The following is a 23,995-nucleotide window of genomic DNA, read 5'->3' on the forward strand; positions in this document are numbered from 1 at the left end:
TGTTCCGATGCAGCGATTTATTCCAAACCTGTTGGCCGCAGCCCTGGCTTTTTCTTCGGTGCAAGCCATGGCCGCCGCTGACCTTGTGTTGTTCAACGGTAAGGTATTCACCGCCGAACCCGGTCAGGGACTGGTCCAGGCAGTGGCCGTGCAAGACGGCAAGATTCTCAAAGTGGGCAGTAATGCCGAGATCAACGCCCTGGCCGACACCGGCACGCAACGGATCGATCTGGCGGGCAAGGTGCTGATGCCGGGAATGATTGATACCCACAGTCACCCGGTGGTTGCGGCCTTCGACAGCATGGGAGCCAACCTGCTGGATGAAGTCAAACCGTTGCCGGAACTTGAACAGTGGATTATCGAACAGGATCAGGCGGGCATTGCGCGGACCGGTGACGTGATCAGCATCGCCGGGGTGAGTTCGGCCTATTGGGACAAGAGCCGTGAGCTGGGCCAGCGTTTCAATCAGGGACGCTGGGCGGATCAACTGGTGGTCCTCAGCGGGATCGACGGGCACACCGGCTGGGCCAACAACGCCATGCTCAAGCGCCTGAAGATCGACGCGGCGCTGGTAAAAGGCCTGTCGGAACAGGATCGCAGCTATGTGGGTCATGACGCGGATTTCACCCCCAATGGTTATTTTGCCGAGTCGCGCTGGGACCAGGTACGCAGCCAGATCCCCGCGCCCAGCGACGAGATCATGTTGAAAGCCGCCCGCGAGGCCGTGAAGGTCAATAATCAATACGGCGTCACCGCCTGGATGGACGCGGCGGCGAATGCCGGCAGTGGCGATTCGCTGTTCGATTTCAAGGCAACCGAGCAGAGTTACGGCGTGCTGCCGCTTTACCGCGAACTGGCAGAGAAGGGCGAGCTCAATGCCCACGTCGCCGCGCTGCTGTTGGCCAACCCGAAAAGCCGACCTGCCGACCTGGAAGTGCTGGCCAAGGTCATGAAGAAATTCGAGGGTGTACCCAACCTGAGTTTTCCTGGCATCAAGGTATTCGCCGATGGCGTTCTGGAGTTTCCGGGGCAGACCGCCGCGGTCATCGTTCCCTTCAAGAACAGTCATAAAAACGGTCAACTGCTGATCGACCCCGCGCACTTCGGTGAGTTGGTCGTGGCAGCGGAGAAACGCGACTGGATTGTGCACATGCATGCGGTCGGCGACCGTGCGGTGCGTGAATCACTCAATGGTTTTGCCTACGCGCGCAAACTCAACCCGACACCGGTGGCTCATAGCATCAGCCACCTGCAACTGGTCAACCCAAAAGAGTTTCCGCGCTTCAAGCAACTGGGCGTGATCGCTTCCATGCAATTGCTGTGGGCCACCGGCGAGAGTTACACCGTCGAGCTCGTCAAACCCTATATCAGCGCGTTTGCTTACGGTTATCAGTATCCCGCCAAGTCCCTGCATAACGCCGGTGCGGTCATCGCCGGTGGCAGTGACTGGCCGGTATCCAGCCCCAATCCATGGAACGCCATCGCTCAGGCGAGTACGCGCAAAGGGCCATTGGGCGTGTTGAATGCCAAGGAGAGCATCGATCGCCAGACCATGTTCTACGCCTACACGCTGAATGCCGCCAAGGCCCTGCGCCTGGAGCAGCAGATTGGTTCGCTGACACCCGGCAAACAGGCCGATCTGATCATCCTCGACCGCGATGTCTTCAAGGTCAGCGATGACGAACTGTTCGACACCAAGGTCCTGAAGACCTTCTTCGCCGGCAAAGAGGTGTACGCGCCCGCGTCTTGACCCTCCGTTCACCCGCACCACGCAACAGACGCCTGGCTCCTCGTACGACGAGGGGCTCGGCATCGCCATGCCTGAAATAACCCGCACCTCCATAACAATAAGAGACTTGTATGAACGCACGCTCAGTATTGACCCTTGCCACGCTTGTATTGGCACCCCTGACTACCCAGGCGCTGACACTCAACGATGACTTCAGTCTGGACATGACCCTGGGAGTCTTCAGCGACTACCGCACCCGTGGCATTTCGCAAACCCTTGGGGATCCGGCGGCTCAGGCCGGCGCCACGCTGATGCACAGCAGCGGCCTGTACGTTGGCGCCTGGACCTCGAATGTCGATTTCGGCGGCGAGTTCAAGACACGGCAGGAACTCGAGTATTACGCGGGCTACTACTGGCAGGCGACCGAGGCCATCAGCCTCGACCTGGGGTACATCAAGTACGACTATCCAAAAGAGGGCCAATTCAACTTGAGTGAGGTCTACGCCGTCCTTGACGTTTATGGCGTGAAGCTCGGCGCTTACTACTCAAACGATACGCCGAACTTCTTTGGCGAGGACCAGGACACCCTTTACACCTACCTCAGCTACAAAATCGAATTGCCGGCCGAAATCGGCCTGGACCTGCGCGTGGGCCGCAACGATGTCAAAGCCCCGGCTTTCTGGTCCGCCAGCGGCGAAAGTCGTGATGCCTACAGCGAGTGGGAAGCCAAGTTGACCCGTGACTTCGTGGGGGTGACCTGGGGCCTTAGCTACATTGATACCGACCTGTCGAAAAGCGAATGCACGAGCTGGTATGGCTATGGAGATTTGTGCTCCGCCACGGTGGTTGCCAGTGCCAGCAAGGCGTTCTAAGCGTTCGAGCCCACACCCTAAAAACAAGCGCCTCAAAGGAAAACAGCGTAATGACCAAGGTCAGCGATAGTCAGCAGCGAAGTTCCCTGATCGAAACACGTTCGATCGATTACATCCCCGAGGCCGAGCGTCATGGCAGCCTCTACAGCCAGTTCACCCTGTGGCTCGGCGCCAACCTGCAAATCACCGCGATTGTCACCGGCGCCCTGGCCGTGGTGCTGGGCGGCGATGTGTTCTGGTCGCTCATCGGCTTGCTGATCGGCCAGGTACTCGGCGGCGCAGTGGTTGCCCTGCACGCGGCGCAAGGGCCGAAGCTCGGCCTGCCGCAGATGATCTCCAGTCGTGTGCAGTTCGGGGTATACGGGGCGGCTATCCCGATTGTGCTGGTGTGCCTGATGTACCTCGGTTTCAGCGCCACCGGCGCGGTGTTGTCGGGGCAGGCGATTGCCCAGTTGATCCATGTCAGCGACAGCGCCGGCATCCTGATTTTTGCCTCCTGCATCGCGTTTCTGACGATCTTCGGTTACCGGGTCATCCACCTGGTCGGCCGGGTGGCCAGCGTGCTGGGCATCATCGCCTTCGTCTATCTGTTCACCCGGCTGATGACCCTCAACGATATCGGCCTGTTGCTGGAAAACCGTCACTTCGGCTGGAGTACTTTCCTGCTGGCGGTGTCGTTATCCGCGTCCTGGCAGATCGCCTTTGGCCCTTATGTGGCGGACTACTCACGCTACCTGCCGAGCAAGACTTCGTCGTGGAAGACGTTCGCTGCCGTCGGGCTCGGAACGGTGCTGGGCGCCCAGGCGTCCATGGTGCTGGGGGTGTTCGCCGCGGCGTTGGCCGGTGCGAACTTTCGCGGTCATGAGGTGGCGACCATCGTCGGGTTGGGCAGCACCGGTGTGATGGCGTCCTTGCTGTACTTGAGCGTGGTGTTCGGCAAGGTCACGGTGTCCACGCTTAACGCTTATGGCAGCTTCATGTGCGTGGCCACCATCATCAGTGGTTTGCGCAGTCGTCTGGAGATTTCCGCCCGGCAGCGGATGGTGTTTGTGTTGGTGATTGTCGCGGCCTCCACCACGCTCGCGCTATTGGGGCAGTACTCGTTTCTCAACACCTTCAAGTACTTCATCCTGTTTTTGCTGACCTTCTTCACACCGTGGAGCGCGATCAATCTGGTGGATTACTACTTCATCAACAAAGAGCGCTATGACATCCCGGCATTGTCCGACCCGGCGGGTCGTTATGGTCGCTGGAACACGCGCGGGATCAGCGTGTATGTCATCGGTGTATTGATCCAGCTGCCCTTCGTCGATACGCACTTCTTCTCCGGGCCGATGGTCGCGCAGCTCGGCGGTGTCGATATTTCCTGGATCGTTGGTCTGGTGGTGCCGGGTATCTTCTACTACCTGCTGGCCAGGACCTCGGCGTTGGCGGTGTTGCCTGAACAGGGTTCGAAAGCCTGACATTCGCAACAACTCTCACACCCTTTGCCGGGTGTGAGAGAGCGCTGTTCAGTCGTCGGGACAAATCAATACGCGGTGCTAGACTTTCAGGCTGATCAGCCTCAGGAGGCTGTCGATCAACTGGCGGCTTATCCCTGTTGCGAGGCCGGTATGGACGAGGCGAAAACGGCGCAAATCAAACAGCGAAACCTGACGGCGGAACTGGTCGCCAGTGTTGAGCGCTTTGAGCCTGATCCCGGACCCGAACCGGGCACGACCGAACACACCCAGGCTGAATTCGATACGATGGTGGCGGCGCTTTTACGTGAATACCAACCGCAAGAGCTTTGGGTATTTGCCTACGGCTCTCTGATCTGGAATCCGGAGTTCGAATTTGTGGAAAGCCGTAGCGCCACTGCCTATGGCTGGCATCGGTCGTTCTGCCTGACACTGACTCGCTGGCGCGGCACTCGCGAGTTGCCGGCCCTGATGTTGGCCCTCGACCGAGGCGGAAGCTGCAATGGGTTGGCGTACCGACTTCCAGCACAGGACCACTTCAAACAACTGGGGCTGTTAATGTTCCGGGAAATTGATGCCAACCCGCCGACCAATGTTCCGCGCTGGATTTCAGTCAAGACCGAAACCGGGATACTGCGTGCATTAGCCTTTGTCGCAGCACGTGACGGCAAGGCCTATGCGGGCAAGTTACCGATGGAAAGGGTCGCCCACGTATTGGCTCGTGCAGCGGGGCATTGGGGCTCGGCGGCTCAATATCTTTTTCGGACGGTGACCATGCTCAAGGAGCACGGCATTCGTGATCGTAATATGAGACGGATAGAAAGCCTGGTCGCACAGGAGATCGAAGAGGTAGTGTTCGCTGCGAAGAAACCCTAGAACAGCATCCGTACGGAGACGACAACCATGGACATCCAGGCCCTGCGCGCCGACGCATCTCACATCGATAAAATCGCCAGCCTGTTCGACGCCTATCGAGGCTTCTACGGCCAGCCATCGAACCTGCCGCAGTCTCGCGCCTTCATCGCCGAGCGCATTGCCCGGGACGAATCCGCGATTTTCTTCGCCCAGGCCCCCAGCGGCGAGGCGCTGGGTTTCGTCCAGTTGTTCCCGACGTTCTCGTCCATCGACGCGCATCGCACCTGGCTGCTTGGCGACCTCTTCACAACACCCGCCGCGCGAGGGCAAGGGGTCGGCACGTTGCTGATGAACACCGCGCGAGCCTTCGCAGTGTTGACCGGCGCTAAAGGCCTGGTGCTGGAAACGGCCACGGACAATGTCGGCGCGCAACGGTTGTACGAATCCTTGGGTTATGTGCGCGATACGGGTTACTACACCTACTGCCTCGATTTGAAGCAAGGCTGAGCCAATCGCTGCCGGTTACCTCAGCTCGTGCAGGAATGCAGCTTGAGCCTTGGGGCACGTGAGGATGCGGTAACGCGTGCTCCGGGAAACACCACGGTCCCGAAAGCGTTCATACACCGCCTGAAAAACCTCACGGTTCAATTGCGGGTGCTGATGCTTCAGGTAGCGTTCACAGCACGCGTTGTAGTGTTCAACCGATAAGAACTTGTTGAACCAGTAGCGATAGAAGTAACCCAGCAGAAAACCCAGGCTGAAGTCGTGATCCAGCACCGAATGCGCGCAGCATTCGAAATCGATCAGGCGCAGCCTGCCATCGGGGCCAATAAGGATGTTCTTGGGGTGCGGGTCCATGTGCACAAACCCCTCGACCAGCGTCTGCCCAAACAGTTGAAAAATGTCTGACAGCAGCGTTTGCGCCTGTTCGGGCTGGGCGATCAGTCGTTCATCGACGCTGCAATGGTTGTCGAAAAAACTGACCAGCAAATACTCTTCCTTGAGAAACGGAAAACGTCCGACGTGGCCGAATGCAGCCACTCTGGGCGATGATTCTGATTTGGCGGACACAACGGACAGATTGATGAATTCGTTGGTCAGGTCATGCAGACCGAACACACGCTTGAGACCCAGGAAATTCTGCAGCTGCTTTTTCCAGTGGGTCAGGCGGTTGTGCTTCAACACCCATTTGCGCTCACCTTCGAGCAGGAACACGCTGCGGGTTTCCTCGGGAATATCCAGCAAGGCATGTTGATCCGGCGCGGCAAAAAAACGCTGAAGCACAGTCACCAGTTCGTTCTGATCAGACGGATCGAAATGGAAGGTGACGTCAGCAATCTTTTGCTGATTCAGAGGGGAAGTAAGGTGTCTGAGGTGACGCATGTAAAGTCCCTGCTAATGCTTCTGGTCCATAAAACGCCGTCAATCGAGCGCGGCGCTTTGTCGTTATCGGCAGGACTTTGCATACCCTTACTCACAGATTTGATTTTTACCGCTGGGTTGGCTGCACGTACGCCGCATCGGTGCTTTCCGAGACGCCAAAGGTTGACTTGCCGTAGGCCAACAGGACGGCACCGCGTGGGAGGTTGAGGCGGTATTTACCGGCGACTTTGGCCAGCACCTGGCCCAGCGAGTAGTTGGTGCCGGCCAGCGGCGTGGCCTAGCCAGCTCTATAAGTTCACCCCTCGTTACATCTGCTACGGGCCGCTCAAACGGTGCTGCTAAGATCTTGCGAACCCAAGTCTCATGGACTTGGCCTCCATAAATACCCTGAAAGTCGATGAACCCAAGCTCTGTCATCGCCTCTCGGTTGAATTCCGACAACTGGCTCAGCGTCTGCTCAGGATGTCCGCAATCAATTTCTTCAGCGAGTTTCGTTAGTCGAGCAACCATGGATTCATCAAATGCAGGCGGCGTTAACTCAGTACGAAGCTCCATTTCATCTCCCAATTCGCTTGCTGTTCCTTGAATCTCTGCGAAGCCGAAAACGTTCAGACAGAGACATTGGCGTGATCACATATTACGTATTGCTTCGTCCGCTTTAAGCTCGAATTCAAAACCGATGCCCACTTCTTCTAGAGTCTCTGTGACACGGCCAATGAAGAGCTCTGCTTGCTCTGGTAACTCATACAGGCCAAGAACACGAATGATGGGATGTTTACCCAGTGCACCGGGAATTTCGGTGTAAATCTCACCGCTTTCGATGAAGGCGATGTACGTGTTGATTTTCTCTTGCAGCAAGAGCAAGTGTTCGCCTTGTTCAGCTTTACCACCCCATTCAAGGTGATCAGTGATAACGAGCACCAGGTCGTGTAGCTTTCGCTTGGGAATTGCCCAGAAATCGATTACACGTGGATTTGTTATGGACATTTATGCCCCCTATGGCTTGGCTAAATCCTACTTACAAACTTTCAATCGCTCTCCATCAGTGCCACTGCCTTCACTGGTGTCAATCTCGCCGTTACGGTCAATATGAATTTCCGTTGTCGGCCATTGGGGCGTAATGCTTACGCAACGGTTCAGGCCCTTCGCATTCCACCAGTCGAGACGCATGAAGAACTCATCGTCAGGAAAGATATGTCCTACATCACCCATTGTCTTTCCGGGCAGCAGTTCACCGCGAACGATGGTGTGCTGTGTGTTCAGGACGTAACTAATTTTCTTGGTACCGTCTTTTGAGTAGAAAACGACAACTCGCGGTATAGCTACGTACCAGCACGCCACAGCACCAATAAGAAACAGCCCTATCCACCGCCCAATATGTCGTGGTCGCTTTTCACTTGCAGGCATGTTTTTGAACCCCTGTACCCCAGTCAGCAATTGGCACTGCCAACACTTTGTCCATGATGATTTGTGCAGTGACACCGCCGTTCGGATACTCCTTGTAGAGTTCCATTCCGAGGATGATCGACACCCTATCAGGAGCATCGTCCCATGCTCGCATCCCTTCGACGCCTTCCGTCCTTCGTGGGCCATCAAACCTCTTAGGGTCTTTGAGGAAGCGCCAACTGTCTGAGCCTATTTGCTCAACTCCAGCGCCGTCCAATTGCACGCTGTCAGAGAGTCCACCGGCTAAGCCGACATACCCATAATGGATGTTCGACCAGATGTCGTAGTAGAAGTCATACGCCCCTTGTTTGTGCCAAGGTGCACCAAACAGTTTGGCCAATTTGGGCTTGTGATCCCAATCCTGACCCTGACCCACCTGTTTCGTCCAGATGGCGAAAGCCATCGCCTTTTTTCCAAGTGCCATGTTGTAAAACTGTGGGTCTTGCCCTAGGCGCAGGTAGAGCGGAAGCTCCATAAATTTCTTGGTTTCCGCCTCAGGATCGAAGCTGTTTAGTTCTTTTATTTCCAAGACTGCTGGGTCTTTGATATTGCGGTTCATCTCATCGGCGATGTAATCGGCCAGTTGCTCCATCATGTCAGGGTCTTTGCACGTAGTAAGTGCTTCCGGCTCTGTCTTCGCTTCGGGTTTTTCGGTGCTGGCTTGCGGATCTACCAAGGCATTCGCCGCCAGAGCCTTCTCTTTCAAATTTGGATCAGCGAGCAAGGTCGCCATCTTTTCATCGTCCACGGTGCCATCTGGGCGGAAAGCTCCCAGTGCCATGAAGTTGATGATGGTTGCACCGCCAGCATCGCCCATGACAAACCCGCCACCTACATCACCTGACCCGGTGATGATGGTTCCGCCATGGCTGGTAGGACTGCCAATGTGGGCCATAGGACGGCCATTCACTTGAATCGATGGAAACCTGTGGTGATTACGGCGCCACAACCACATGTATCGCCAACACGTGCGGAGCCCATAAAGTTGATATTTACGTCGCCACTGGCGGAGGCAATCGGGGTGGTGCCATGGCCGGGCAAAGGGCAGACATGCTTGTCACCCAGTCGTGCAGAAGAAATCATGTATCGTCCTTGAGTCGTTGCGAGGAGTTCCAGCTTGGGGCTGGGGTAGTCTGACTTTATCGGGAAGCTCAAACAATGGCTGCAAGACAAATCCCAAAAGTCTTGCTGAAAACCTTCCGTGTTCCGTGTCAGTTACTTTCCATAAACGATACCGGGTCGTGGTGAACCGCCCCTAGTTTCGTAGACGCATCCGACTGACTCCTTTTGGCCGGAATCAGACTGATTCAAGAGTTCGCGCTACCCACCACACCTGCGACGCTCAACCTTAAAAATGTCGGATGCGTCCACGATTTTCTCAAGGTTTCACCTCGCGCAAGAAGCGTGCATCAGATTATTAAACATCTCCATAGGGTGCTTGTTTAAGCGCCCTCAAGGTTACGTCCTGAAAGCTACAAAACCTTGCGCCGTTGCCTACGGCTGCGCCAGAATCCGCCGGCTTGTGCGCCTTGGGGCCACTCGGTAACTTGATTCCTGTCACTGCTCATCAGTGATCGGGTTTAGCAGCCCGTGAACAACCTAAGTCGTACGACGCTTCTATCAGTCAGGTTTTGCGCCTGCATTTTGATGGTAGCTGTACGCAGGGCGCCCTTGGGCGCGCCGGCTTCTTAGGTTTCCCGGTCTGCTAACCTGCGTGCAGCTGCCACCCTCTTCGTTTAGCAGCAGGAGGGTTGGCACACCATTAGGAACCTAAGATATGTTCAAGGTCACACCCAACCCACCGGACACCGATCCGGTTTCCCCGTACGAACCCGATTCAAAAAAACTCAACGAAGCCGCCGAGCGGGCTCTCAATTACCACTTCCCGTCAATTGCCGACATCAAAGCCACCCCGCGAACACGCAGCACCCTGTTTTACGTGGACCCAGAGGCCACGACCGAAACTCTGGCGGTTTTTCTGGTCGAAACCCTGGCCTCGATTGATGTGATGGTCCACGAGTTGGTGGACCTCTTGGAGGGTTGTTCGCGCTATTCCCTGTTGGGCATTTCCAACAGCGTCTTGGTGGCTGAAATCACGGCAAACCGATTGCTGGATAAAATTGAACCACCTGCGTAAGTGCGGTCTGCTGGGGTGAGTGGGTAACTGACGTTGGGCTGGGCAGTTGTTCCCTTTTTGGGGCCGCTGCGCAGCCCAGCGGGAGCAAGGTCCTTCGCCACAGGTTCTCGGTGTTTGTTGCCGCTGCTGGCCGGTGATTGGGTTTTGTGTCAGGTCTGGGATGCCGCGTAATCGTTCATCGCGAGCAAGCTCGCTCCCACAGGTATTGCGGCAACTTCATGCCCGAGTACAAGCCCTACATCCTCGACGGCAAAACCATCATTGCTTCACCGCACAAGGTTTACGGCCCGGAAACCAATGACCTGGCGCTGCAGCTGCGCAAGCACGGTGTGTCGCAAATCATATTGGCGGGCATGGCGGCGAACCTGTGCGTCGAGTCGCACCTGCGCGAACTGCTGGAGCTTGGCTTTGAAGTGGCCGTGGTTCGGGACGCGACTGCCGGCCCGACGACCCCCGAAGGTGATGGCTACCTTGCCGCACTGATCAACTATCGCTACATCGCCAATGCCCTGTGGAGCACGGCGCAAGCGGTTGAGTTTCTACAAGCCAGATAGGTCAAGCGCGACCAGGCTGTGCCTCGCGATGCGGGGTACAGCCTTGCCAATACGAGATCGGAAAATGCCCAGACTTTCCCCGCGTTATCGTCAACGGGCGGCTGCCGTGATCCAGTCGGCAATCACCTGCGCAGTGGCCGCAGCAATTGCCAGTCCATCCGGCCTTTCGGTCGGCGAGTTGCTCGCGTACGGGTTCAAAGCGTGGTTGCTGGCCTGGCTCACCATCGTCCCTGTCGTACTGATGGCAACGCCCTGGATCAAACGATTGACCGCAATTCTCGTGCAGGACGAGCCTCGAGACGCTGTCGGGGCGCAATCGCCTCGTGAGCAGTGATTGCTCGATCGGGCGTGATATTCAGGCGCGACAGGCTTTACACATAGGGGGCCGATGGCCCCCACTTATGACCGCCGCCATTTGCTACCGCCCGCACCGGCAGCAGGTTGCGCGCGATGTCGGCAACGTTGTGTGACGGGACAAACGACGAATCGAGACGGTCTTCGATTCTATGCAAACCCGAGAAACGACAGGATAACCACGACAATCACAACTACCCCGACGATGTAGATGATGTTGTTCATGAAGTCCACCTCTCAACCTGAATGGATTGCGGATCGTGGGAGTTACAAACACAAGGTACTGCACCTTTACTCGCAATTCCATTGCACAACATACAGAGCTCCATTGCTCATACAGGCACCCTTACATTGGGTTAGAAGATTCATCAGGCCCCCGTCTTGGCGAGGACGGTGATAGCGCTCGACAATCCACGAATGTCGCTGTGAATCCTGTCCAAAAGAGGCGTCTTGCCTGGTACTCAAGACGCCTTGGTAGAGGGGGCGCCCACGCGGCACGCTTCAAATGATCAAACCCCTTGAAGGGCAGGCTTTCAGCGCTTGATCAGGGAAATCTTCGTTCCTTCAATGCTGATCCCGGCCATTAATCCCTGCTGGTCGAAAATGAACGCGTAGGCATCGTCCTTCACCGTCGTGCTGGACAGATTCTTCGCCACCCCTTCATCAACCAATACAACGGTAGGACCTACGCCGACTTCCCAGCCCTTGGTCTCACGAACATAATTCACGGCTTTGTCAGTCATCAGGAACACCGCATAACCATACGATTGGGCGCCTGCTTGTAGTCCCCAGGACCCGGTTACGGAGTTGTAATAATTCTCTATTTGCGAGCCCTTCATCAGCACGCCTTCGCCATAGCTGCCACCAAACACAAGGCCGGCCTTGACGATTTTGGGGAAGACCAGCACCGCTTTGGCATTCTGCGAAATGGTTTTGGCAACTGGTGAGGCCTTGTAAAGCGTTTGCAACGCTTGCCGGGAGTCGGCATTCAGGTCTTCGGCGGTTGCCGCACCTGCATTGTTGAGGAGGCTCGCTGATGCCAATGAGGCTGTCGCGAGGAAGATCGATAGGAAGAAGCGCATTGACTGAGTCATTTTCGTACTCCGCTAAGGGAGCAGGGGGATGAGAGCAGCAGTCAGCGCCTGCACCAGACAGGACCCGAACCTACTGAACGTTATCCGGCGCACCCTGATGTGTGTGAGTTGCAAAGCGTCGCTTTTGAATGAACCCGGCCCAAGGCCTTGATCATTCGCGATGCCGTCAGTGGGTTGGACCACTGCGCAACGGCCGGGTTCGTCGTCAGAGGCAAAGTGGTCGAAGACCCCAAAGAAACGCCCGGCACCGACAAACTCAAACGCCCCATCCCTCCCGCACAGCCCTTCGAATGCCTTCCAGCAACATCGCAAACGCCGGGTTGTCATTGTTCTCGCGCCAGATCAAATGCAGCTCACTCTGCACACCCTCACCCAGATCGATATCGCGAAACACCACGTTCTTGAACACCACGCTGGTGGCGCAGCGAGGCACCAGGGCCAGGCCCATGCCGGCGTTGACCAACGCCAGGATGGTCAAGGATGAACCGAGCCATTGCACGTATTCCGGGGCGACGCGGGCAGAGCGGAGCATACCGGTCAGCAGTTCGTTGAACGGTGGGTAGGCGGCGTGGGAGTACATCAGGAAGGGTTGCGCATCGAGGTCTTGGACCGAGACGGTTTCTGCGTTCGCCAGCCGATGACGGCTCGGCACCGCCAATACAAACGGCTCGCGCACCAGGCATTCGGTGGCGTATCCCGGCTCCAGCAACGGCGCTCGAACGATGCCCAAGTCGATACGACGGGCACGCAGGGCTTCATGCTGCTGGTAGGTGTTCATCTCCGTCAGGTCGATTTTTACATGCGGCTGTTTGAGCCGCGCTTCGGCGATGACCTTGGGCAGGAATTCATACACCGCGCTGCCGACGAAACTGATGTTGACCGAGCCGATGTCGCCCTCGGCAAAACGGCGGGCGGTGACGGCGGCTTGCTGGGCGCGCTCCAGCAGGTTTTGCGCTTCGATGAAAAACGCGCGGCCGGCGGCGGTCAGGGCGACGCTGCGGGTGGTGCGGGTGAACAGCTCGACGCCCAGGTGGTGTTCCAGCAGTTGAATCTGTCGACTGAGGGGCGGTTGAGTCATGTTCAACCGTTCGGCGGCACGGCGGAAATTCAGTTCGGTCGCCACCGTGGTGAAACAGCGCAGTTGAGTCAGTTCGAACATTGATCTAATCCAGGTATCAATAGAATGCCAAGTTAGATTAGACGGGATCAATGTGCGCGTCCATGATCGGCTCGTCCCTAAAAAAACAATGAACGGGAGTCGCCCCTTGAATACCCTCCAGAGTCCGCCGGACCCGAACGTGCTCGCCCGCGCCGCGGCCAAGGTCAAGCGCCATGTGCTGCCGCTGTTCGTGGTGATGTTCATCGTCAACTACATCGACCGGGTCAACATCGGCTTCGTGCGCAGCCACATGGAAACCGACCTCGGCATTGGCGCAGCAGCCTACGGCCTGGGCGCCGGGTTGTTTTTCATCGGTTACGCGATCTTCGAAGTCCCCTCCAACATGCTGCTGCAACGCTACGGCGCTCGCGCCTGGCTGACGCGCATCATGTTCACCTGGGGCGCGGCGGCGATGGCCATGGCATTTGTGCGTGGCGAAACCAGTTTCTATGTACTGCGTTTTGTCCTCGGTGCAGCTGAAGCAGGCTTCTTTCCCGGCATCATTTATTACTTCACCCAATGGCTACCGTCGACTGAACGTGGCAAAGCCATGGCGATTTTCCTCAGCGGTTCGGCCATCGCCTCGGTGATCTCCGGTCCCGTCTCCGGCGCGCTGTTGAATGTCAGCGGTTTCAGCCTGCATGGCTGGCAGTGGATGTTCTTGATCGAAGGCTTTGCCTCGATCGTGCTCTGTGGATTTGTCTGGTTCTGGCTGCAATCCCATCCGCGCGAGGCGAAATGGCTGAGCGCCGAAGAAAAGGACGCACTGGTTGACGCCATCGTGCTGGAACAACAAGCCCGCGAAGCCACACAGACAATCAAGCCGTCGATGTTCAAGTTGCTGGCCGACAAGCAGATCGCACTGTTCTGCTTCATCTACTTTTCCATCGCCCTGACCATCTACGGCGCCACGTTCTGGCTGCCGAGCATGATCAAGAAAATGGGCAACCTCGGCGACTTCCAGGTGGGCCTGTTCAACTCGATTCCGTGGATCATTTCGATCATCGCGATGTATGGCTTCGCCGCCATGGCCAGCAAATGGAAACACCAGCAAGCCTGGGTGGCCTTGACCCTGGTGATCGCCGCGTTCGGCATGTTCATGTCCACCACCGGCGGGCCGATCTTCGCCTTCGTCGCCATCTGTTTTGCCGCCATTGGTTTCAAGGCCGCCTCGGCATTGTTCTGGCCGATTCCGCAAGGCTATCTGGACGCGCGCATCGCCGCCGCGGTGATCGCCTTGATCAACTCCATCGGCAACCTCGGCGGTTTCGTCGCGCCGACGGCGTTCGGTTTCCTGGAGCAAAAAACCGGCTCCATCGAAGGCGGCCTCTACGGCTTGGCGGCCACGTCACTGGTGGCGGCGGTGGTGATCTTCTTCGCCCGTACGGCACCGAAGGGCGATGCACGCCAGGTGCTGACCGCCCCATCCCCAACCTCTTTAAGTCACCCCGCATTGAAACCTGATCCAAAGGGAGCAGCCTCTTGAAAATCACCCGAGTCACCGTGACCCCCATCGCTTTCCGTGATCCGCCGCTGCTCAACGCCAGCGGGATTCACGAACCCTTTGCGCTGCGCTCGATCATCGAGATTGAAAGCGACAACGGCTACATTGGCCTGGGTGAAAGCTACGGCGACGCCCCGGCGCTGTTGATCCAGCAGCAACTGCAAGACCAGTTGATCGGCCTCGACCCATTCAACCTCAATCAGCTGCGCCGCATCGTGCAGGCCACGGTGGCGGCGAACAAACCGGCAAGCATTGCCGGTGCGGAACTGGCGCCCGGCTCTCATGCCAGCAAAGCGGTGAGCAACGCGTATTCGGCATTCGAAGTGGCGTTCCTGGATTTGCAGGCGCACTCGTTGAACGTGCCATTGGTGGACTTGCTGGGCGGGGCGATTCGCGACGAGATTCCGTTCAGCGCCTACCTGTTCTTCAAGTACGCCCAGCACGTCGACTCACCTTACAAACCCGACAGTTGGGGCGAAGCGCTGAACGAAGAACAGATCGTCGCCCAGGCCCGGCGCATGATCGAAGCCAACGGTTTCAAGAGCATCAAGCTCAAGGCCGGCACGCTGCCGCCGGAGCACGAAGTGTCGTGCATCAAGGCGCTGAAAAAGGCGTTCCCCGGTTACCCGTTGCGCATCGACCCGAACGGCAACTGGTCGCTGGAAACGTCGATCCGCATGGCCGAACTGTTGGGCGATGACCTGCAATATTACGAAGACCCGACGCCGGGCCTGGACGGTATGTCCGAACTGCACAAGCGCACCGGCCTGCCGCTGGCGACCAACATGGTGGTCACCGACTTCGATGAATTCCGCCGCAGCGTGGCGTTGAACAGCGTGCAGATCGTCCTCGCCGACCACCACTACTGGGGCGGCCTGCGCGACACCCAGGCGCTGGCGAAAATGTGCGACACCTTTGGCCTTGGCGTGTCCATGCATTCCAACTCGCACTTGGGCATCAGCCTGATGGCGATGGCGCATGTCGCCGCCGCGGTGCCCAATCTGGATTACGCCTGCGACACGCATTACCCGTGGCAGGAACCGGATGAAGAGGTGATCAAGGGCGGCAAAATCCCCATCGTCGATGGCTGCGTGAAAATCACCCGTGCGCCCGGGTTGGGCCTGGAGCTGGATCACGATCAACTGGGCAAGCTGCATGACCAGTACCTGACGTGCGGCATTCGTCAGCGCGATGACGTGAAACAGATGCAGCGCTACAAGCCGGAGTGGAAGGCGGTCAAACCGCGTTTTTGATCACCTGAGCGGTGCCCCCGGGACTACTGAAAAGCCCTGGCAACCCCAAAGAGCAATCCTTTGGCTATGCTGGTGGCTTTTCAACGAGTCGGTTTGGAAGGGGGCATAGATGGATCTTCGGTGTGAAGTAGCGGTTCTCGGTATGGGCGCAATGGGCGCCGCCACCCTGTATCAACTGGCGAAATCCGGCGTCAAGGTGATTGGTGTCGACCGCCATCATCCTCCCCACGATCAAGGTTCAAGTCATGGCGATACGCGCATCACCCGGCTCTCGGTCGGGGAAGGCGCCCAGTATCTGCCCATCGTCCGCAATGCTCATCGAATCTGGCGCGAGCTCGAAGCGCTGTCTGGTGAGTCATTGTTCGAGCAGTGTGGGGTGCTGGTCATGACCTCCAGCCCCACGTATGACGTTGACGATGAAAGTGATTTCACCCACAGCACCCTTCATCTCGCGAACACCTATGACATCGAGCACGAGGTGTTGTCGGCGCAACAGATTCGTCAGCGATTCCCGCAGTTTTCTCCGGTGCTGGACACGGCAGTCGGCTACTTCGAACCGGGCGGCGGTTATGTCCGGCCCGAGCGCTGCATCGCGGTACAGCTCAAACTCGCCGAGCAACTGGGCGCGACGCTGCTGAAGGGCGAAACCGTCATGCAAATCACCTCGGACGAGCAGGGCGTCACCGTCATTACCGATCAGCGAACCATCCTCGCCGACAAGGTCGTGATCAGCGCCGGCATGTGGTCCAAGGGCTTGCTCGGCGAGCCTTTCGATCAGTTGCTGCGGGTGTGTCGTCAGAAGCTGTTCTGGTTCGAACTGGAGGAAAATGCCCGGTTCGCAGCGGTATCACCGACCTTTATTTGTTCTCACGGGCCAGGCGATGAAGACTCTGTCTATGGTTTTCCACCGTTGCCCGGCGAGGGCAGCCTGAAGGTCGCCACCGAGCAATACAGCGAAGAGACTTCACCCGACACGCTGGACAGAACCGTCAGCGACGCCGAAGCACGCGAGATGTTCGACACCCATGTGCGCGGCAAGATTGCGGGCGTCAGCTCGCGGGTCGCCAAGTCGGCAGTGTGTGCCTACACCGTCACCCCGGACAGTCACTTCATCATCGACGAGCACCCGTCACTGAAAAATACCCTGGTGGTGTCCGCCTGTTCGGGACATGGCTTCAAGCATTCCGCAGCGTTGGGTGAGGCGCTGGCGCAGTGGTGCTTGCGGGGCAGCAGTGATCTGGATTTGTCGGCGTTTTCGTTGAAGCGGTTTGAGGGCGTTATTGAGTGAGTGCAGTGCTCAGGCGCTCGATCTGCGCCAGCTCCCAGGTGCTGAGCAAACTGACCGGATCGGTGCCGTAACGTTGCCAACTGTCGAGCACGCCTTCGCGACCGTCCGGGCTTTGGCAATGTTGGCAATGGCGCAGGCGAGTGCCTTCGAAGTCGAGGGTCAGAAGCCAGCCCTCGATATCGACTTGTATCTGGCCGGGCTCGGGTTGTTCGTCGAGGCGCTTCAGAAGCCGAACTTCCAGCGCGGCGTCGCGCAATTGCTGGTAAACCTCGCGGGCGGTCAGGGGCGGCACTGATGTCTCCGGTGAAATCGTGGCAAGCGTAGATTCGGGGTGCACAGGATAGAGTGTGCGCTTGAAGCTGTCAGCGGATAGCGGGAGCGTCGAACTTATTCGACGATCTGCGGGCGCCGGGCAGGCTGACCTTCTTCCTCTCGAAGCTCACGGCTCATGTCATTGCAGCTTTGCGACCAGTCTGTCAGCCATGTCGGCATCGGCGGCGATTGTTCTCTCAATCCCAGCTCCCGGGCGTACTCGCCAGGTGGAACCGTGCCTTTGGCAGAGCGGAACAAACCCCGCATCACTACGACACCGACCACGCGTCCCTTGCTCACGAAGCGGTGCTCCATAAAGCTCCACTTATCGTCCCAGCCAAGCATCCTGGTGTGAATCTCGAAGGCTTCGAACAGCTTCAGCTCACGCCGGAACTTGCCCCAGGTGTCCCCAACGATAGGCACGGCCTTATTGCGCAGCGCCACCCGGAATGCACCGCTGCGCAGCACGTAGTCCATGCGTCCTATATCGGCCAGGGTGAAATACCGGCCATTGGTAACGTGCCGGTTGAGGTCGAGATCAAGTGGCCAAACACGCATATGGACGATGGTGGTGGCCAAGGCGTCAACGGGCTTGCGCCATGGACGACGAAACAGCATGAGGAAAAGCCGGAACCAGAGATTCATAAATACGCCGATGATTGAGTGACGCGTGCACTTTAAGGAGGAAGGATCGGGTAAGGTAGGTGCGCAAATGACTTTTTTCATGCGAAAAGCGCAATAGGATCATTTATGCACGTCACGCTTTTACTGGCGGATCAATGTTCTGCGGCCAGCGCCACGATGGTCCTGGAAGTGCTCAGCGCCGCCAACCTGTTCGCAGACACTGCCGGCGCGCCTTTTGAAGTGGTCATCGCCTCGCTAGATGGTGGTGATGTCGCCGCGTGGGGAGGGCAGACGCTGCGCGTGGACCGGTCAGCCGTCGAGATCCCGCGAACCGATCTGGTGCTGATCCCCGGATTCCTCTTCACCTTGAAGGACGCCTTGCCGGCCTTTTCAGCTTATGGACCGTGGCTGCGTCAACAGCATGCACAGGGGGCCGTGGTGGCGTCGATGTGCACGGCGGCATTCATGCTGGCCGAAACGGGCCTGCTGGAGGGCGTTCGTGCTACCACGCACTGGGCCTTTGCAGACCTGTTTCGTCGTCGGTATGCCGAGGTCTGTCTGGAGGAAACGCAGATCCTCTGCGAGGACAATCGCGTGATCACTTGCGGGGGCGCGAGTGCTTCCATGGATCTTTTGCTGCACCTTGTGCGCCGGTTCGCTTCACTGGAACTGGCGCAAAAGTGCGGCAAATATTTGCTGGTCGACGCTGTGCGCAGCGAGCAATCGGTGTATGTCATGTGGTCATTGCCGAAGAACCATGGGGATGGCGACATCCTGCGGGTTCAACACTGGCTGGAGGAACACTTCGAACAGCCATTGTTGATTGATGACATTGCCCAGCAATTCGGGTTCGGCGTCAGGAATTTCAAACGGCGTTTCAAGGAGGCCACCGGTTACACGCCCATTACCTACCTGCAAACCCTGCGTCTGGAGAAGGCAAAACAGCTTCTTGAATCCACCCGCATGACACTCGACAGCATTACTTACGCCGTGGGCTACGAAGACGGTAATTCGTTCCGTAGACTGTTCCGCCAGCGAGTGGGTTTGCTGCCAGCGGCGTACAGAAAGAAGTTTCAACCGGGTGCGAATTGATTTACTTGCGTCAAGCCACAGATGATCGGGAGCAAAAATTGCTGAAAGCCGCCGTACTCACCTTCGCCCTGATCCTCAATGCAGGGGTGTTCAGCACACAAGCACACGCGGCCGGCGATGCTGAAGCCGGTGCGACACTGTTCAAGCGGATATGCGGCGGCTGCCATCAGGTCGGAGAGTCGGCACGCGGTTCATTCGGGCCGCAGCTCAATGGCATTTTTGGACGCCCTTCGGGCAGTACCACGGATTACCAATATTCCGATGCGATGAAATCAGCCGGTATCGTCTGGACCCGCGAAACGCTCACGGCGTACCTCGAAGCTCCCAAAGAAGTGGTGCCCGGCACTCGCATGATTTTCTGGGGGCTCAGCGACCCGGAAAAGATCGACAACCTGTTGGCGTACCTTCAGACGTTTCAGCCGCAGTAGGACTTTGCGATTTTCGAGGGCATTCGCCAGGCGCGGAACACCCGGTGGTTCTGATCTGATTTACAATTCCCCCTTTTGACGGAGGGGGCAGCCGTTCATGGATGTACTCGCGTTTCTGTATGACAACCTGATCACGTGGGTGATCGAGCCTGTCACGGATCAGTTTCTTGGCATTTTCGATCTGAACGGCCGCTTCAGCATCGTGTTTCTCTGCGTGTCCTACAGCATCGCCTACAGCCTGTACCGCTTCAGACAATATCGCGGGCTGACCGACGCAGGTTCTTTCTGGCAGTTCATCGGCGGGCACCGGGTTCATTTTCATCCCTCGGCGTTGCTGGATTACCGGTACTACTTCGTGCGGGCCATCCTGAAGGTCGCGCTGGTGCTGCCCATTGTTGGCCTGGTCGATCCGTACGTCCTGCGTTCCGGCGACTACATCTCGTTTTTCAACAATCTTTGGGGCGCGCGCGTGCAGGTGGAGGAGAACCTCTCACTTTCCTTGCTCTACGGGCTGGGCGTGTTTCTGGTGCAAGACTTCATCCATTACTGGGGCCATCGCGCCTTTCATTCCCGGTATCTGTGGGCGTTCCACAAAGTCCATCATTCCGCGCCCGTCCTGGTGCCGGCGACGGCAAGCCGGATTCACTTTGTGGAAAAAATGGTCGAAAAACTGACTGACACCGTCTTCCTCGGCGCTTTTGCCGGTGTCTTCTGGTACGCCTGTGGCGGGGAGATCAGCCGGTACACCCTGTTCGGCGTGACGTATATAGTCCTGATCCTCAATGCCTTGGCGGCCAATCTGCGTCATAGCCATGTCTGGCTGTCTTTCGGGCCGGTGGTCGAGCATGTGCTGAACAGCCCGGCACAGCACCAGATTCACCACAGTGACGCGCCCCGACATTTCAACAAGAACTTCGGTATCAACCTGTCACTCTGGGACTGGATGTTCGGTACGCTCTACGTCACGCACTCGACGCCCGAGCCTATTCAGTTCGGCACCGGAGAACAGGATCACGACCGTTACCTGACGCTCTATAGCCTGATCGTCACGCCCTTTGTGGACATCGCCCGCAAGTTCCCCGCCAGGCGTGGCATGGAATGGCCGTCGCGTTTCGCCGAAAAACTCTCGTTGGCATTCTTCCGTCGACGTTGGCGCTGAATGCCGGGGCGACGTTCAACCCGTGGACGGGATTGGAGCGTGTAAAGCTCCAATCCCGCCCTTGCTATTGTTTGCCAACCGGCAAGGGTGGGGTGCGAGGCGGGATCATTCGTTTTGACCCCATCGATTCGAACGCCGAAGCCAGGCGCAACAGCGTCGAATCGTCATAGGCACGACCGGCAAATGTCAGCCCGACGGGCATGCCGATGTCCGGCATGACGCCCATCGGTACAGTGACCGTGGGAACGCCCAGGTGCCGGATGGCGAGGTTGCCGTTGGCGACCCAGACGCCGTTGCTCCACGCGATATCCGCAGACTTCGGATCGACATCGGCATTCGCCGGACCCACGTCGGCCACCGTCGGGAACAGCACCGCATCGAGCCCGAGCCGATCCATCCAGTCCTCCAGATCGATTCGACGCGTTTGTTCAAGTCCGCGCAGTCCGTCAGGAACGGTGGTGATCTGGTCCCACGGTGTGATGCCACGCTCGGCCATCTTCACGTACTCGTCCATGCCTGCGGCAAGGTCGTCCTCCCGATTGGGGAGAGTGCCCGGGTGGTGGGGGAAGATCAGCGGTCCGTCGACATCGGCCAAGCGGTTCAACTTGGGATCGCCATTGGCCCGCAGAAAATCATCGAACGCCCAGGCCGACAGGTCCCACAACTCATGGTGCAGGAACTCTTTGGACACCAGGCCCCGCGTAAACACGGTCGGCGCACCAGGACGATCACCCTCGCAATTGGAGACCAGCGGGAAATCGACTTCGATGACTTCGGCGCCAGCGGCTTCGAGTGCTTTGCGTGCCTCTTCCCAGAGCCCGATCACGGAAGGACGGGTGATGATTCGCTGCCCCGTCGGACCGCCAATGCCAGGCGCATCGCTCGTGCCTGCATCCGGATCCGCGTTGATGTACATACGGGGCACGCCGAAGCGCTTTCCTGCAAGTGCATCGGACTTCACGGCCAACTCGGCATAGGACGCGGGGCGCACCGAGGCGACACTCGGAATCGGCACCCAAGGCTGCATCCGCCACAGATCGCCACGGGTGTCGGGATCATCGGCCACCACCACGTCGAGCACCTCAAGCAGGTCGGCCATGGTTCTGGCAAACGGCACGACAACGTCCATCGTCGGCGTCAACGGCCAGTTGCCGCGCACCGAAATCACCCCGCGCGAAGGCGTATAGGCACACAGACCATTGTTTGATGCAGGACCGCGTCCGCTCGACCAGGTTTCTTCCGCGAGGCCGAATGCCGCGAAGCTGGCGGCAGTTGCGGTGCCGGCGCCGTTCGATGAACCCGAGGCGAAGGGCGCGGTGAGATAGTCAGCGTTGTACGGGCTCTCCGCACGGCCATAGACCCCGCGCTGCATGCCGCCGTTTGCCATCGGCGGCATATTGGTTTTGCCCAGGCAGATCGCACCGGTAGCGCGAAGCCGTTCGATCGTGAACGCATCGCGATAAGCAATCAGGTTCGCGAAGGCGGGACTGCCGGAGGCGGCAGTGAGCCCCTTCACCAGGTAACTGTCCTTGGCCGTATAGGGAATGCCATCGAGCGGACCCAGCGTCTCGCCCTTGGCCCGACGCGCATCGGACGCCTGCGCCTCGTTCAGCGCCTCGGGGTTTCGAACCACTACCGCGTTGAGGGCGGTGGGCGTGTCGGGACCGTCGTAGGCATCGATCCTGGCGAGATAGGCCTGGACCAGCTCAACCGCAGTGGTTCGGCCTGATTCGAGCGCAGCACGCAGTTCGGCAATGGAAACTTCGGTGACCTCGATCATGCTGTTACCACCGTCTGCTGATGGGCGTCGCGATGAATGTTGCCATCGCGCTGAAGGTTGGGCTCAGGGACATCACTAATCTCAAAATGGGTATTCATCGGTGTTCTCGTTGCACTGCTTTTCGCGCTCTATTTAACACCAAGCCGGGAGCAGAGGCATCGCCCAAGGCGATACAACGTCTTCAGGCTTTGCTGGCCGCCAGGTATGCGCCAAGGCGTTGTGCCATTTGCTCGCCCAAGGCTTGCAGGCCACTCAAGGGGCGTACCATCACTTCAAACTCAACGATTTTTCCTTGTTCGTTGAACCGGATCATGTCGATGCCCTTTAACTCTTTTTCGCCGACTTTGGCGCTGAACTCCAGGACGACGCTCAACCCGTCTGCGGTCGACAGTTCCCGGTGGTAGACAAAGTCCTCAAATACCCCGACGACCGTGTTGAGAATCATCGATACCACGGCTGCACCCGGGTAAGGCGTGTGAGCCATCGGGGAGCGGAATATCGCCTGTGGGTCCAACAAACCGGGCAAGGCGCTCAAGTCTCTCTTGCTGATCATGTCGTGCCACTGGTTCAGGGATTCTGCGGCTTTGGGATGCAGTTTCAGTTCGGACATTTTCAACTCCTGTATTTTTGTTGTTTTGCAGACGCTTCAGTGTTGCACATGCAGTGTTGCCAAAATCGACTGGCGACCTTGCGGATGCACTAAAAGTAGCTCACAAAAAAAAGCCCGGCTGATCAGGCCGGGCTTCTTTTTCCCTGTCACTGATTAGCGACACACAGCTCCCCGGTGGCGCGGATCAGTGCCTGACCATGCAGACCGTCCTTGATCAGGCTGGATCGTTCTTTGGCTAGCCAGTCCGCGCATTGCGGGTCATTGCGGTAGGGCGCGAAGGCGGCGTATTGCTGCAACAAGCGGTTTTGCAGCTCATCGAGCTGTGGCCGGATTTGATTGGCAAGGTCTGGCCGTGGCGTGTCAGGCGCCTTGCCGGCCGCTCGCCATTGGGCCACCAGTCCGTACTGCACCAGCTTGTTGGCTTCAATCTGTGCGGCGATCAATTCGGCGACTTCATCCGGGTCCAGTTTGCGGTCAACGGCCAGCTTCCTGGCGTTGGCAATGACTTGCGCTTCCCGGGCACTGTCCTGGATCGGTTTGCCACTGTCCCACTTGGTCAGCGCCACAAGATCAGCAATGCTCAGGCGTTCGTTCAACGTTACCAGCAGCGGTTGCAAGCTATCCGGCGCCGCGGAGGGCGCGCTGGCCTGTGCGCTGCAGGCGAGTAAACCGAGGACGACGCAGGTCAGCAGGTGCGGTAAGCGTGGGCAGTGGAGCATGGGCAAACCTCATTGGGTACAGGACTCACAATCAGGTGTTATGTATCACAGGTGCGGCGGAGTCATTAAGCAGGGATCGATTTATTTTGTGCACGAAAAAGCCCGGCTTGTCAGGCCGGGCTTTTCGTTGAGTGCTTCGGTAAAGCCATTCATTTATGCAGTGCGGTTTTCGATCAGGCGATC

The 23,995-nt window shown here is 57.9% G+C and carries 24 protein-coding genes and 2 pseudogenes; 14 read left to right on the top strand and 12 right to left on the bottom strand.

The window, feature by feature from the left end; translation table 11 throughout:
• Positions 1-7 precede the first annotated feature (7 nt).
• The 5 genes from VD17_RS02655 (at position 8) to VD17_RS02675 (ending at position 5,423) form a co-directional block, all read left to right on the top strand.
• On the top strand, positions 8-1,750 hold the full coding sequence (locus VD17_RS02655) for an amidohydrolase (protein ID WP_046052538.1): 1,743 nt from the start codon (positions 8-10) through the stop codon (positions 1,748-1,750).
• Positions 1,751-1,860: 110 nt separating this feature from the next.
• Positions 1,861-2,601 carry a TorF family putative porin gene (locus tag VD17_RS02660; RefSeq protein ID WP_046052539.1) on the top strand — a complete coding sequence of 247 codons (741 nt, stop codon included), beginning with the start codon at positions 1,861-1,863 and terminating at the stop codon, positions 2,599-2,601.
• A gap of 50 nt (positions 2,602-2,651) precedes the next feature.
• Complete coding sequence (locus VD17_RS02665; RefSeq protein ID WP_046052540.1) at positions 2,652-4,064, top strand: purine-cytosine permease family protein; 1,413 nt, start codon at positions 2,652-2,654, stop codon at positions 4,062-4,064.
• 150 nt (positions 4,065-4,214) lie between these two features.
• Complete coding sequence (locus tag VD17_RS02670; protein WP_046052541.1) at positions 4,215-4,937, top strand: gamma-glutamylcyclotransferase; 723 nt, start codon at positions 4,215-4,217, stop codon at positions 4,935-4,937.
• A gap of 27 nt (positions 4,938-4,964) precedes the next feature.
• A complete protein-coding gene (locus VD17_RS02675; RefSeq protein ID WP_046052542.1) occupies positions 4,965-5,423 on the top strand; it encodes a GNAT family N-acetyltransferase in 459 nt (152 codons plus the stop codon).
• Between the two features lie 15 nt (positions 5,424-5,438).
• Here the strand turns inward: VD17_RS02675 and VD17_RS02680 are convergent, their stop codons facing one another.
• The 5 genes and pseudogenes from VD17_RS02680 to VD17_RS02695 all read right to left on the bottom strand — a co-directional run bounded on the left by VD17_RS02680 (position 5,439) and on the right by VD17_RS02695 (position 8,828).
• Positions 5,439-6,299 (bottom strand): phosphotransferase, encoded by an 861-nt coding sequence (locus VD17_RS02680; protein ID WP_046052543.1) that lies wholly within the window; start codon positions 6,297-6,299, stop codon positions 5,439-5,441.
• A 106-nt stretch (positions 6,300-6,405) separates the two neighbouring features.
• Positions 6,406-6,537, bottom strand: a complete 132-nt coding sequence (locus VD17_RS32520) for a Gp37 family protein (protein ID WP_259674530.1) — start codon at positions 6,535-6,537, stop codon at positions 6,406-6,408.
• A gap of 392 nt (positions 6,538-6,929) precedes the next feature.
• The gene (locus VD17_RS02685; protein ID WP_046052544.1) at positions 6,930-7,286 is read right to left on the bottom strand and encodes a DUF6572 domain-containing protein; all 357 of its coding nucleotides are present in this window, start codon (positions 7,284-7,286) and stop codon (positions 6,930-6,932) included.
• Between the two features lie 27 nt (positions 7,287-7,313).
• Positions 7,314-7,706, bottom strand: a complete 393-nt coding sequence (locus tag VD17_RS02690) for a hypothetical protein (RefSeq protein ID WP_046052545.1) — start codon at positions 7,704-7,706, stop codon at positions 7,314-7,316.
• A pseudogene (locus tag VD17_RS02695) lies at positions 7,693-8,828 on the bottom strand (polymorphic toxin type 44 domain-containing protein). Before VD17_RS02695 ends, VD17_RS02690 begins: the two are co-directional and overlap by 14 nt.
• A gap of 694 nt (positions 8,829-9,522) precedes the next feature.
• Here VD17_RS02695 and VD17_RS02700 point away from each other — a divergent pair.
• The 3 genes and pseudogenes from VD17_RS02700 to VD17_RS02710 all read left to right on the top strand — a co-directional run bounded on the left by VD17_RS02700 (position 9,523) and on the right by VD17_RS02710 (position 10,770).
• The gene (locus tag VD17_RS02700) at positions 9,523-9,882 is read left to right on the top strand and encodes a DUF6124 family protein (RefSeq protein WP_046052547.1); all 360 of its coding nucleotides are present in this window, start codon (positions 9,523-9,525) and stop codon (positions 9,880-9,882) included.
• Positions 9,883-10,094: 212 nt separating this feature from the next.
• Positions 10,095-10,436 (top strand): annotated as a pseudogene (locus VD17_RS02705) (cysteine hydrolase family protein); the annotation flags it as partial.
• Between the two features lie 64 nt (positions 10,437-10,500).
• Positions 10,501-10,770, top strand: coding sequence for a DUF2798 domain-containing protein (locus VD17_RS02710; protein WP_046052548.1), 270 nt, complete (start codon positions 10,501-10,503; stop codon positions 10,768-10,770).
• A gap of 553 nt (positions 10,771-11,323) precedes the next feature.
• Here VD17_RS02710 and VD17_RS02715 read toward each other — a convergent pair.
• Together VD17_RS02715 and VD17_RS02720 are read right to left on the bottom strand one after the other, a co-directional pair.
• Positions 11,324-11,884: a YSC84-related protein gene (locus VD17_RS02715; RefSeq protein WP_046052549.1), complete on the bottom strand. Its 561-nt coding sequence runs from the start codon at positions 11,882-11,884 to the stop codon at positions 11,324-11,326.
• Positions 11,885-12,140: 256 nt separating this feature from the next.
• Positions 12,141-13,043 (bottom strand): LysR substrate-binding domain-containing protein, encoded by a 903-nt coding sequence (locus VD17_RS02720; RefSeq protein ID WP_046052550.1) that lies wholly within the window; start codon positions 13,041-13,043, stop codon positions 12,141-12,143.
• 106 nt (positions 13,044-13,149) lie between these two features.
• Here VD17_RS02720 and VD17_RS02725 point away from each other — a divergent pair, with 106 nt between their 5' ends.
• The 3 genes from VD17_RS02725 to solA all read left to right on the top strand — a co-directional run bounded on the left by VD17_RS02725 (position 13,150) and on the right by solA (position 17,088).
• Positions 13,150-14,529, top strand: a complete 1,380-nt coding sequence (locus VD17_RS02725; RefSeq protein ID WP_046052551.1) for an MFS transporter — start codon at positions 13,150-13,152, stop codon at positions 14,527-14,529.
• Positions 14,526-15,800, top strand: a complete 1,275-nt coding sequence (locus VD17_RS02730; RefSeq protein WP_046052552.1) for a glucarate dehydratase family protein — start codon at positions 14,526-14,528, stop codon at positions 15,798-15,800. Before VD17_RS02725 ends, VD17_RS02730 begins: the two co-directional genes overlap by 4 nt.
• A gap of 109 nt (positions 15,801-15,909) precedes the next feature.
• Positions 15,910-17,088: an N-methyl-L-tryptophan oxidase gene (gene solA, locus VD17_RS02735; protein ID WP_046052553.1), complete on the top strand. Its 1,179-nt coding sequence runs from the start codon at positions 15,910-15,912 to the stop codon at positions 17,086-17,088.
• Here the strand turns inward: solA and VD17_RS02740 are convergent.
• Both VD17_RS02740 and VD17_RS02745 read right to left on the bottom strand, forming a co-directional pair.
• On the bottom strand, positions 17,078-17,380 hold the full coding sequence (locus VD17_RS02740) for a DUF7693 family protein (RefSeq protein WP_046052554.1): 303 nt from the start codon (positions 17,378-17,380) through the stop codon (positions 17,078-17,080). The two genes, solA and VD17_RS02740, sit on opposite strands and share 11 nt — an antisense overlap.
• 95 nt (positions 17,381-17,475) lie before the next feature.
• On the bottom strand, positions 17,476-18,045 hold the full coding sequence (locus tag VD17_RS02745) for an acyl-CoA thioesterase (protein WP_046052555.1): 570 nt from the start codon (positions 18,043-18,045) through the stop codon (positions 17,476-17,478).
• 105 nt (positions 18,046-18,150) lie between these two features.
• On the opposite strand from VD17_RS02745, the gene VD17_RS02750 reads away from it, so the two are divergent.
• The 3 genes from VD17_RS02750 (at position 18,151) to VD17_RS02760 (ending at position 20,703) form a co-directional block, all read left to right on the top strand.
• Positions 18,151-19,116, top strand: coding sequence for a GlxA family transcriptional regulator (locus VD17_RS02750; RefSeq protein WP_046052556.1), 966 nt, complete (start codon positions 18,151-18,153; stop codon positions 19,114-19,116).
• A 38-nt stretch (positions 19,117-19,154) separates the two neighbouring features.
• The gene (locus VD17_RS02755) at positions 19,155-19,544 is read left to right on the top strand and encodes a c-type cytochrome (RefSeq protein WP_185753085.1); all 390 of its coding nucleotides are present in this window, start codon (positions 19,155-19,157) and stop codon (positions 19,542-19,544) included.
• A 97-nt stretch (positions 19,545-19,641) separates the two neighbouring features.
• Entirely contained in the window at positions 19,642-20,703 is a 1,062-nt protein-coding gene (locus tag VD17_RS02760) for a sterol desaturase family protein (protein WP_046052557.1), read from the top strand.
• 64 nt (positions 20,704-20,767) lie between these two features.
• Here VD17_RS02760 and VD17_RS02765 read toward each other — a convergent pair whose 3' ends face one another.
• The 3 genes from VD17_RS02765 to VD17_RS02775 all read right to left on the bottom strand — a co-directional run bounded on the left by VD17_RS02765 (position 20,768) and on the right by VD17_RS02775 (position 23,812).
• Complete coding sequence (locus VD17_RS02765) at positions 20,768-22,483, bottom strand: amidase (protein WP_046052558.1); 1,716 nt, start codon at positions 22,481-22,483, stop codon at positions 20,768-20,770.
• Between the two features lie 181 nt (positions 22,484-22,664).
• Positions 22,665-23,093, bottom strand: coding sequence for a nuclear transport factor 2 family protein (locus tag VD17_RS02770; RefSeq protein WP_046052559.1), 429 nt, complete (start codon positions 23,091-23,093; stop codon positions 22,665-22,667).
• 146 nt (positions 23,094-23,239) lie between these two features.
• On the bottom strand, positions 23,240-23,812 hold the full coding sequence (locus VD17_RS02775) for a chorismate mutase (protein WP_046052560.1): 573 nt from the start codon (positions 23,810-23,812) through the stop codon (positions 23,240-23,242).
• Between the last annotated feature and the right edge of the window lie 183 nt (positions 23,813-23,995).

The organism is Pseudomonas fluorescens (genome assembly GCF_000968015.1).
In the GTDB taxonomy this organism is placed as follows: Bacteria; Pseudomonadota; Gammaproteobacteria; order Pseudomonadales; family Pseudomonadaceae; genus Aquipseudomonas; species Aquipseudomonas fluorescens_W.

Coding starts and splice junctions, on each gene's coding strand:
- VD17_RS02685 (WP_046052544.1), bottom strand. CDS start 7,286: ATGTCCATAACAAATCCACGTGTAATCGATTTCTGGGCAATTCCCAAG.
- VD17_RS02665 (WP_046052540.1), top strand. CDS start 2,652: ATGACCAAGGTCAGCGATAGTCAGCAGCGAAGTTCCCTGATCGAAACA.
- VD17_RS02680 (WP_046052543.1), bottom strand. CDS start 6,299: ATGCGTCACCTCAGACACCTTACTTCCCCTCTGAATCAGCAAAAGATT.
- VD17_RS02745 (WP_046052555.1), bottom strand. CDS start 18,045: ATGAATCTCTGGTTCCGGCTTTTCCTCATGCTGTTTCGTCGTCCATGG.
- VD17_RS02720 (WP_046052550.1), bottom strand. CDS start 13,043: ATGTTCGAACTGACTCAACTGCGCTGTTTCACCACGGTGGCGACCGAA.
- VD17_RS02760 (WP_046052557.1), top strand. CDS start 19,642: ATGGATGTACTCGCGTTTCTGTATGACAACCTGATCACGTGGGTGATC.
- VD17_RS02660 (WP_046052539.1), top strand. CDS start 1,861: ATGAACGCACGCTCAGTATTGACCCTTGCCACGCTTGTATTGGCACCC.
- VD17_RS02750 (WP_046052556.1), top strand. CDS start 18,151: ATGCACGTCACGCTTTTACTGGCGGATCAATGTTCTGCGGCCAGCGCC.
- VD17_RS02770 (WP_046052559.1), bottom strand. CDS start 23,093: ATGTCCGAACTGAAACTGCATCCCAAAGCCGCAGAATCCCTGAACCAG.
- VD17_RS02675 (WP_046052542.1), top strand. CDS start 4,965: ATGGACATCCAGGCCCTGCGCGCCGACGCATCTCACATCGATAAAATC.
- VD17_RS02765 (WP_046052558.1), bottom strand. CDS start 22,483: ATGATCGAGGTCACCGAAGTTTCCATTGCCGAACTGCGTGCTGCGCTC.
- VD17_RS02715 (WP_046052549.1), bottom strand. CDS start 11,884: ATGACTCAGTCAATGCGCTTCTTCCTATCGATCTTCCTCGCGACAGCC.
- VD17_RS02655 (WP_046052538.1), top strand. CDS start 8: ATGCAGCGATTTATTCCAAACCTGTTGGCCGCAGCCCTGGCTTTTTCT.
- VD17_RS02710 (WP_046052548.1), top strand. CDS start 10,501: ATGCCCAGACTTTCCCCGCGTTATCGTCAACGGGCGGCTGCCGTGATC.
- VD17_RS02700 (WP_046052547.1), top strand. CDS start 9,523: ATGTTCAAGGTCACACCCAACCCACCGGACACCGATCCGGTTTCCCCG.
- VD17_RS02670 (WP_046052541.1), top strand. CDS start 4,215: ATGGACGAGGCGAAAACGGCGCAAATCAAACAGCGAAACCTGACGGCG.
- solA (WP_046052553.1), top strand. CDS start 15,910: ATGGATCTTCGGTGTGAAGTAGCGGTTCTCGGTATGGGCGCAATGGGC.
- VD17_RS02690 (WP_046052545.1), bottom strand. CDS start 7,706: ATGCCTGCAAGTGAAAAGCGACCACGACATATTGGGCGGTGGATAGGG.
- VD17_RS02775 (WP_046052560.1), bottom strand. CDS start 23,812: ATGCTCCACTGCCCACGCTTACCGCACCTGCTGACCTGCGTCGTCCTC.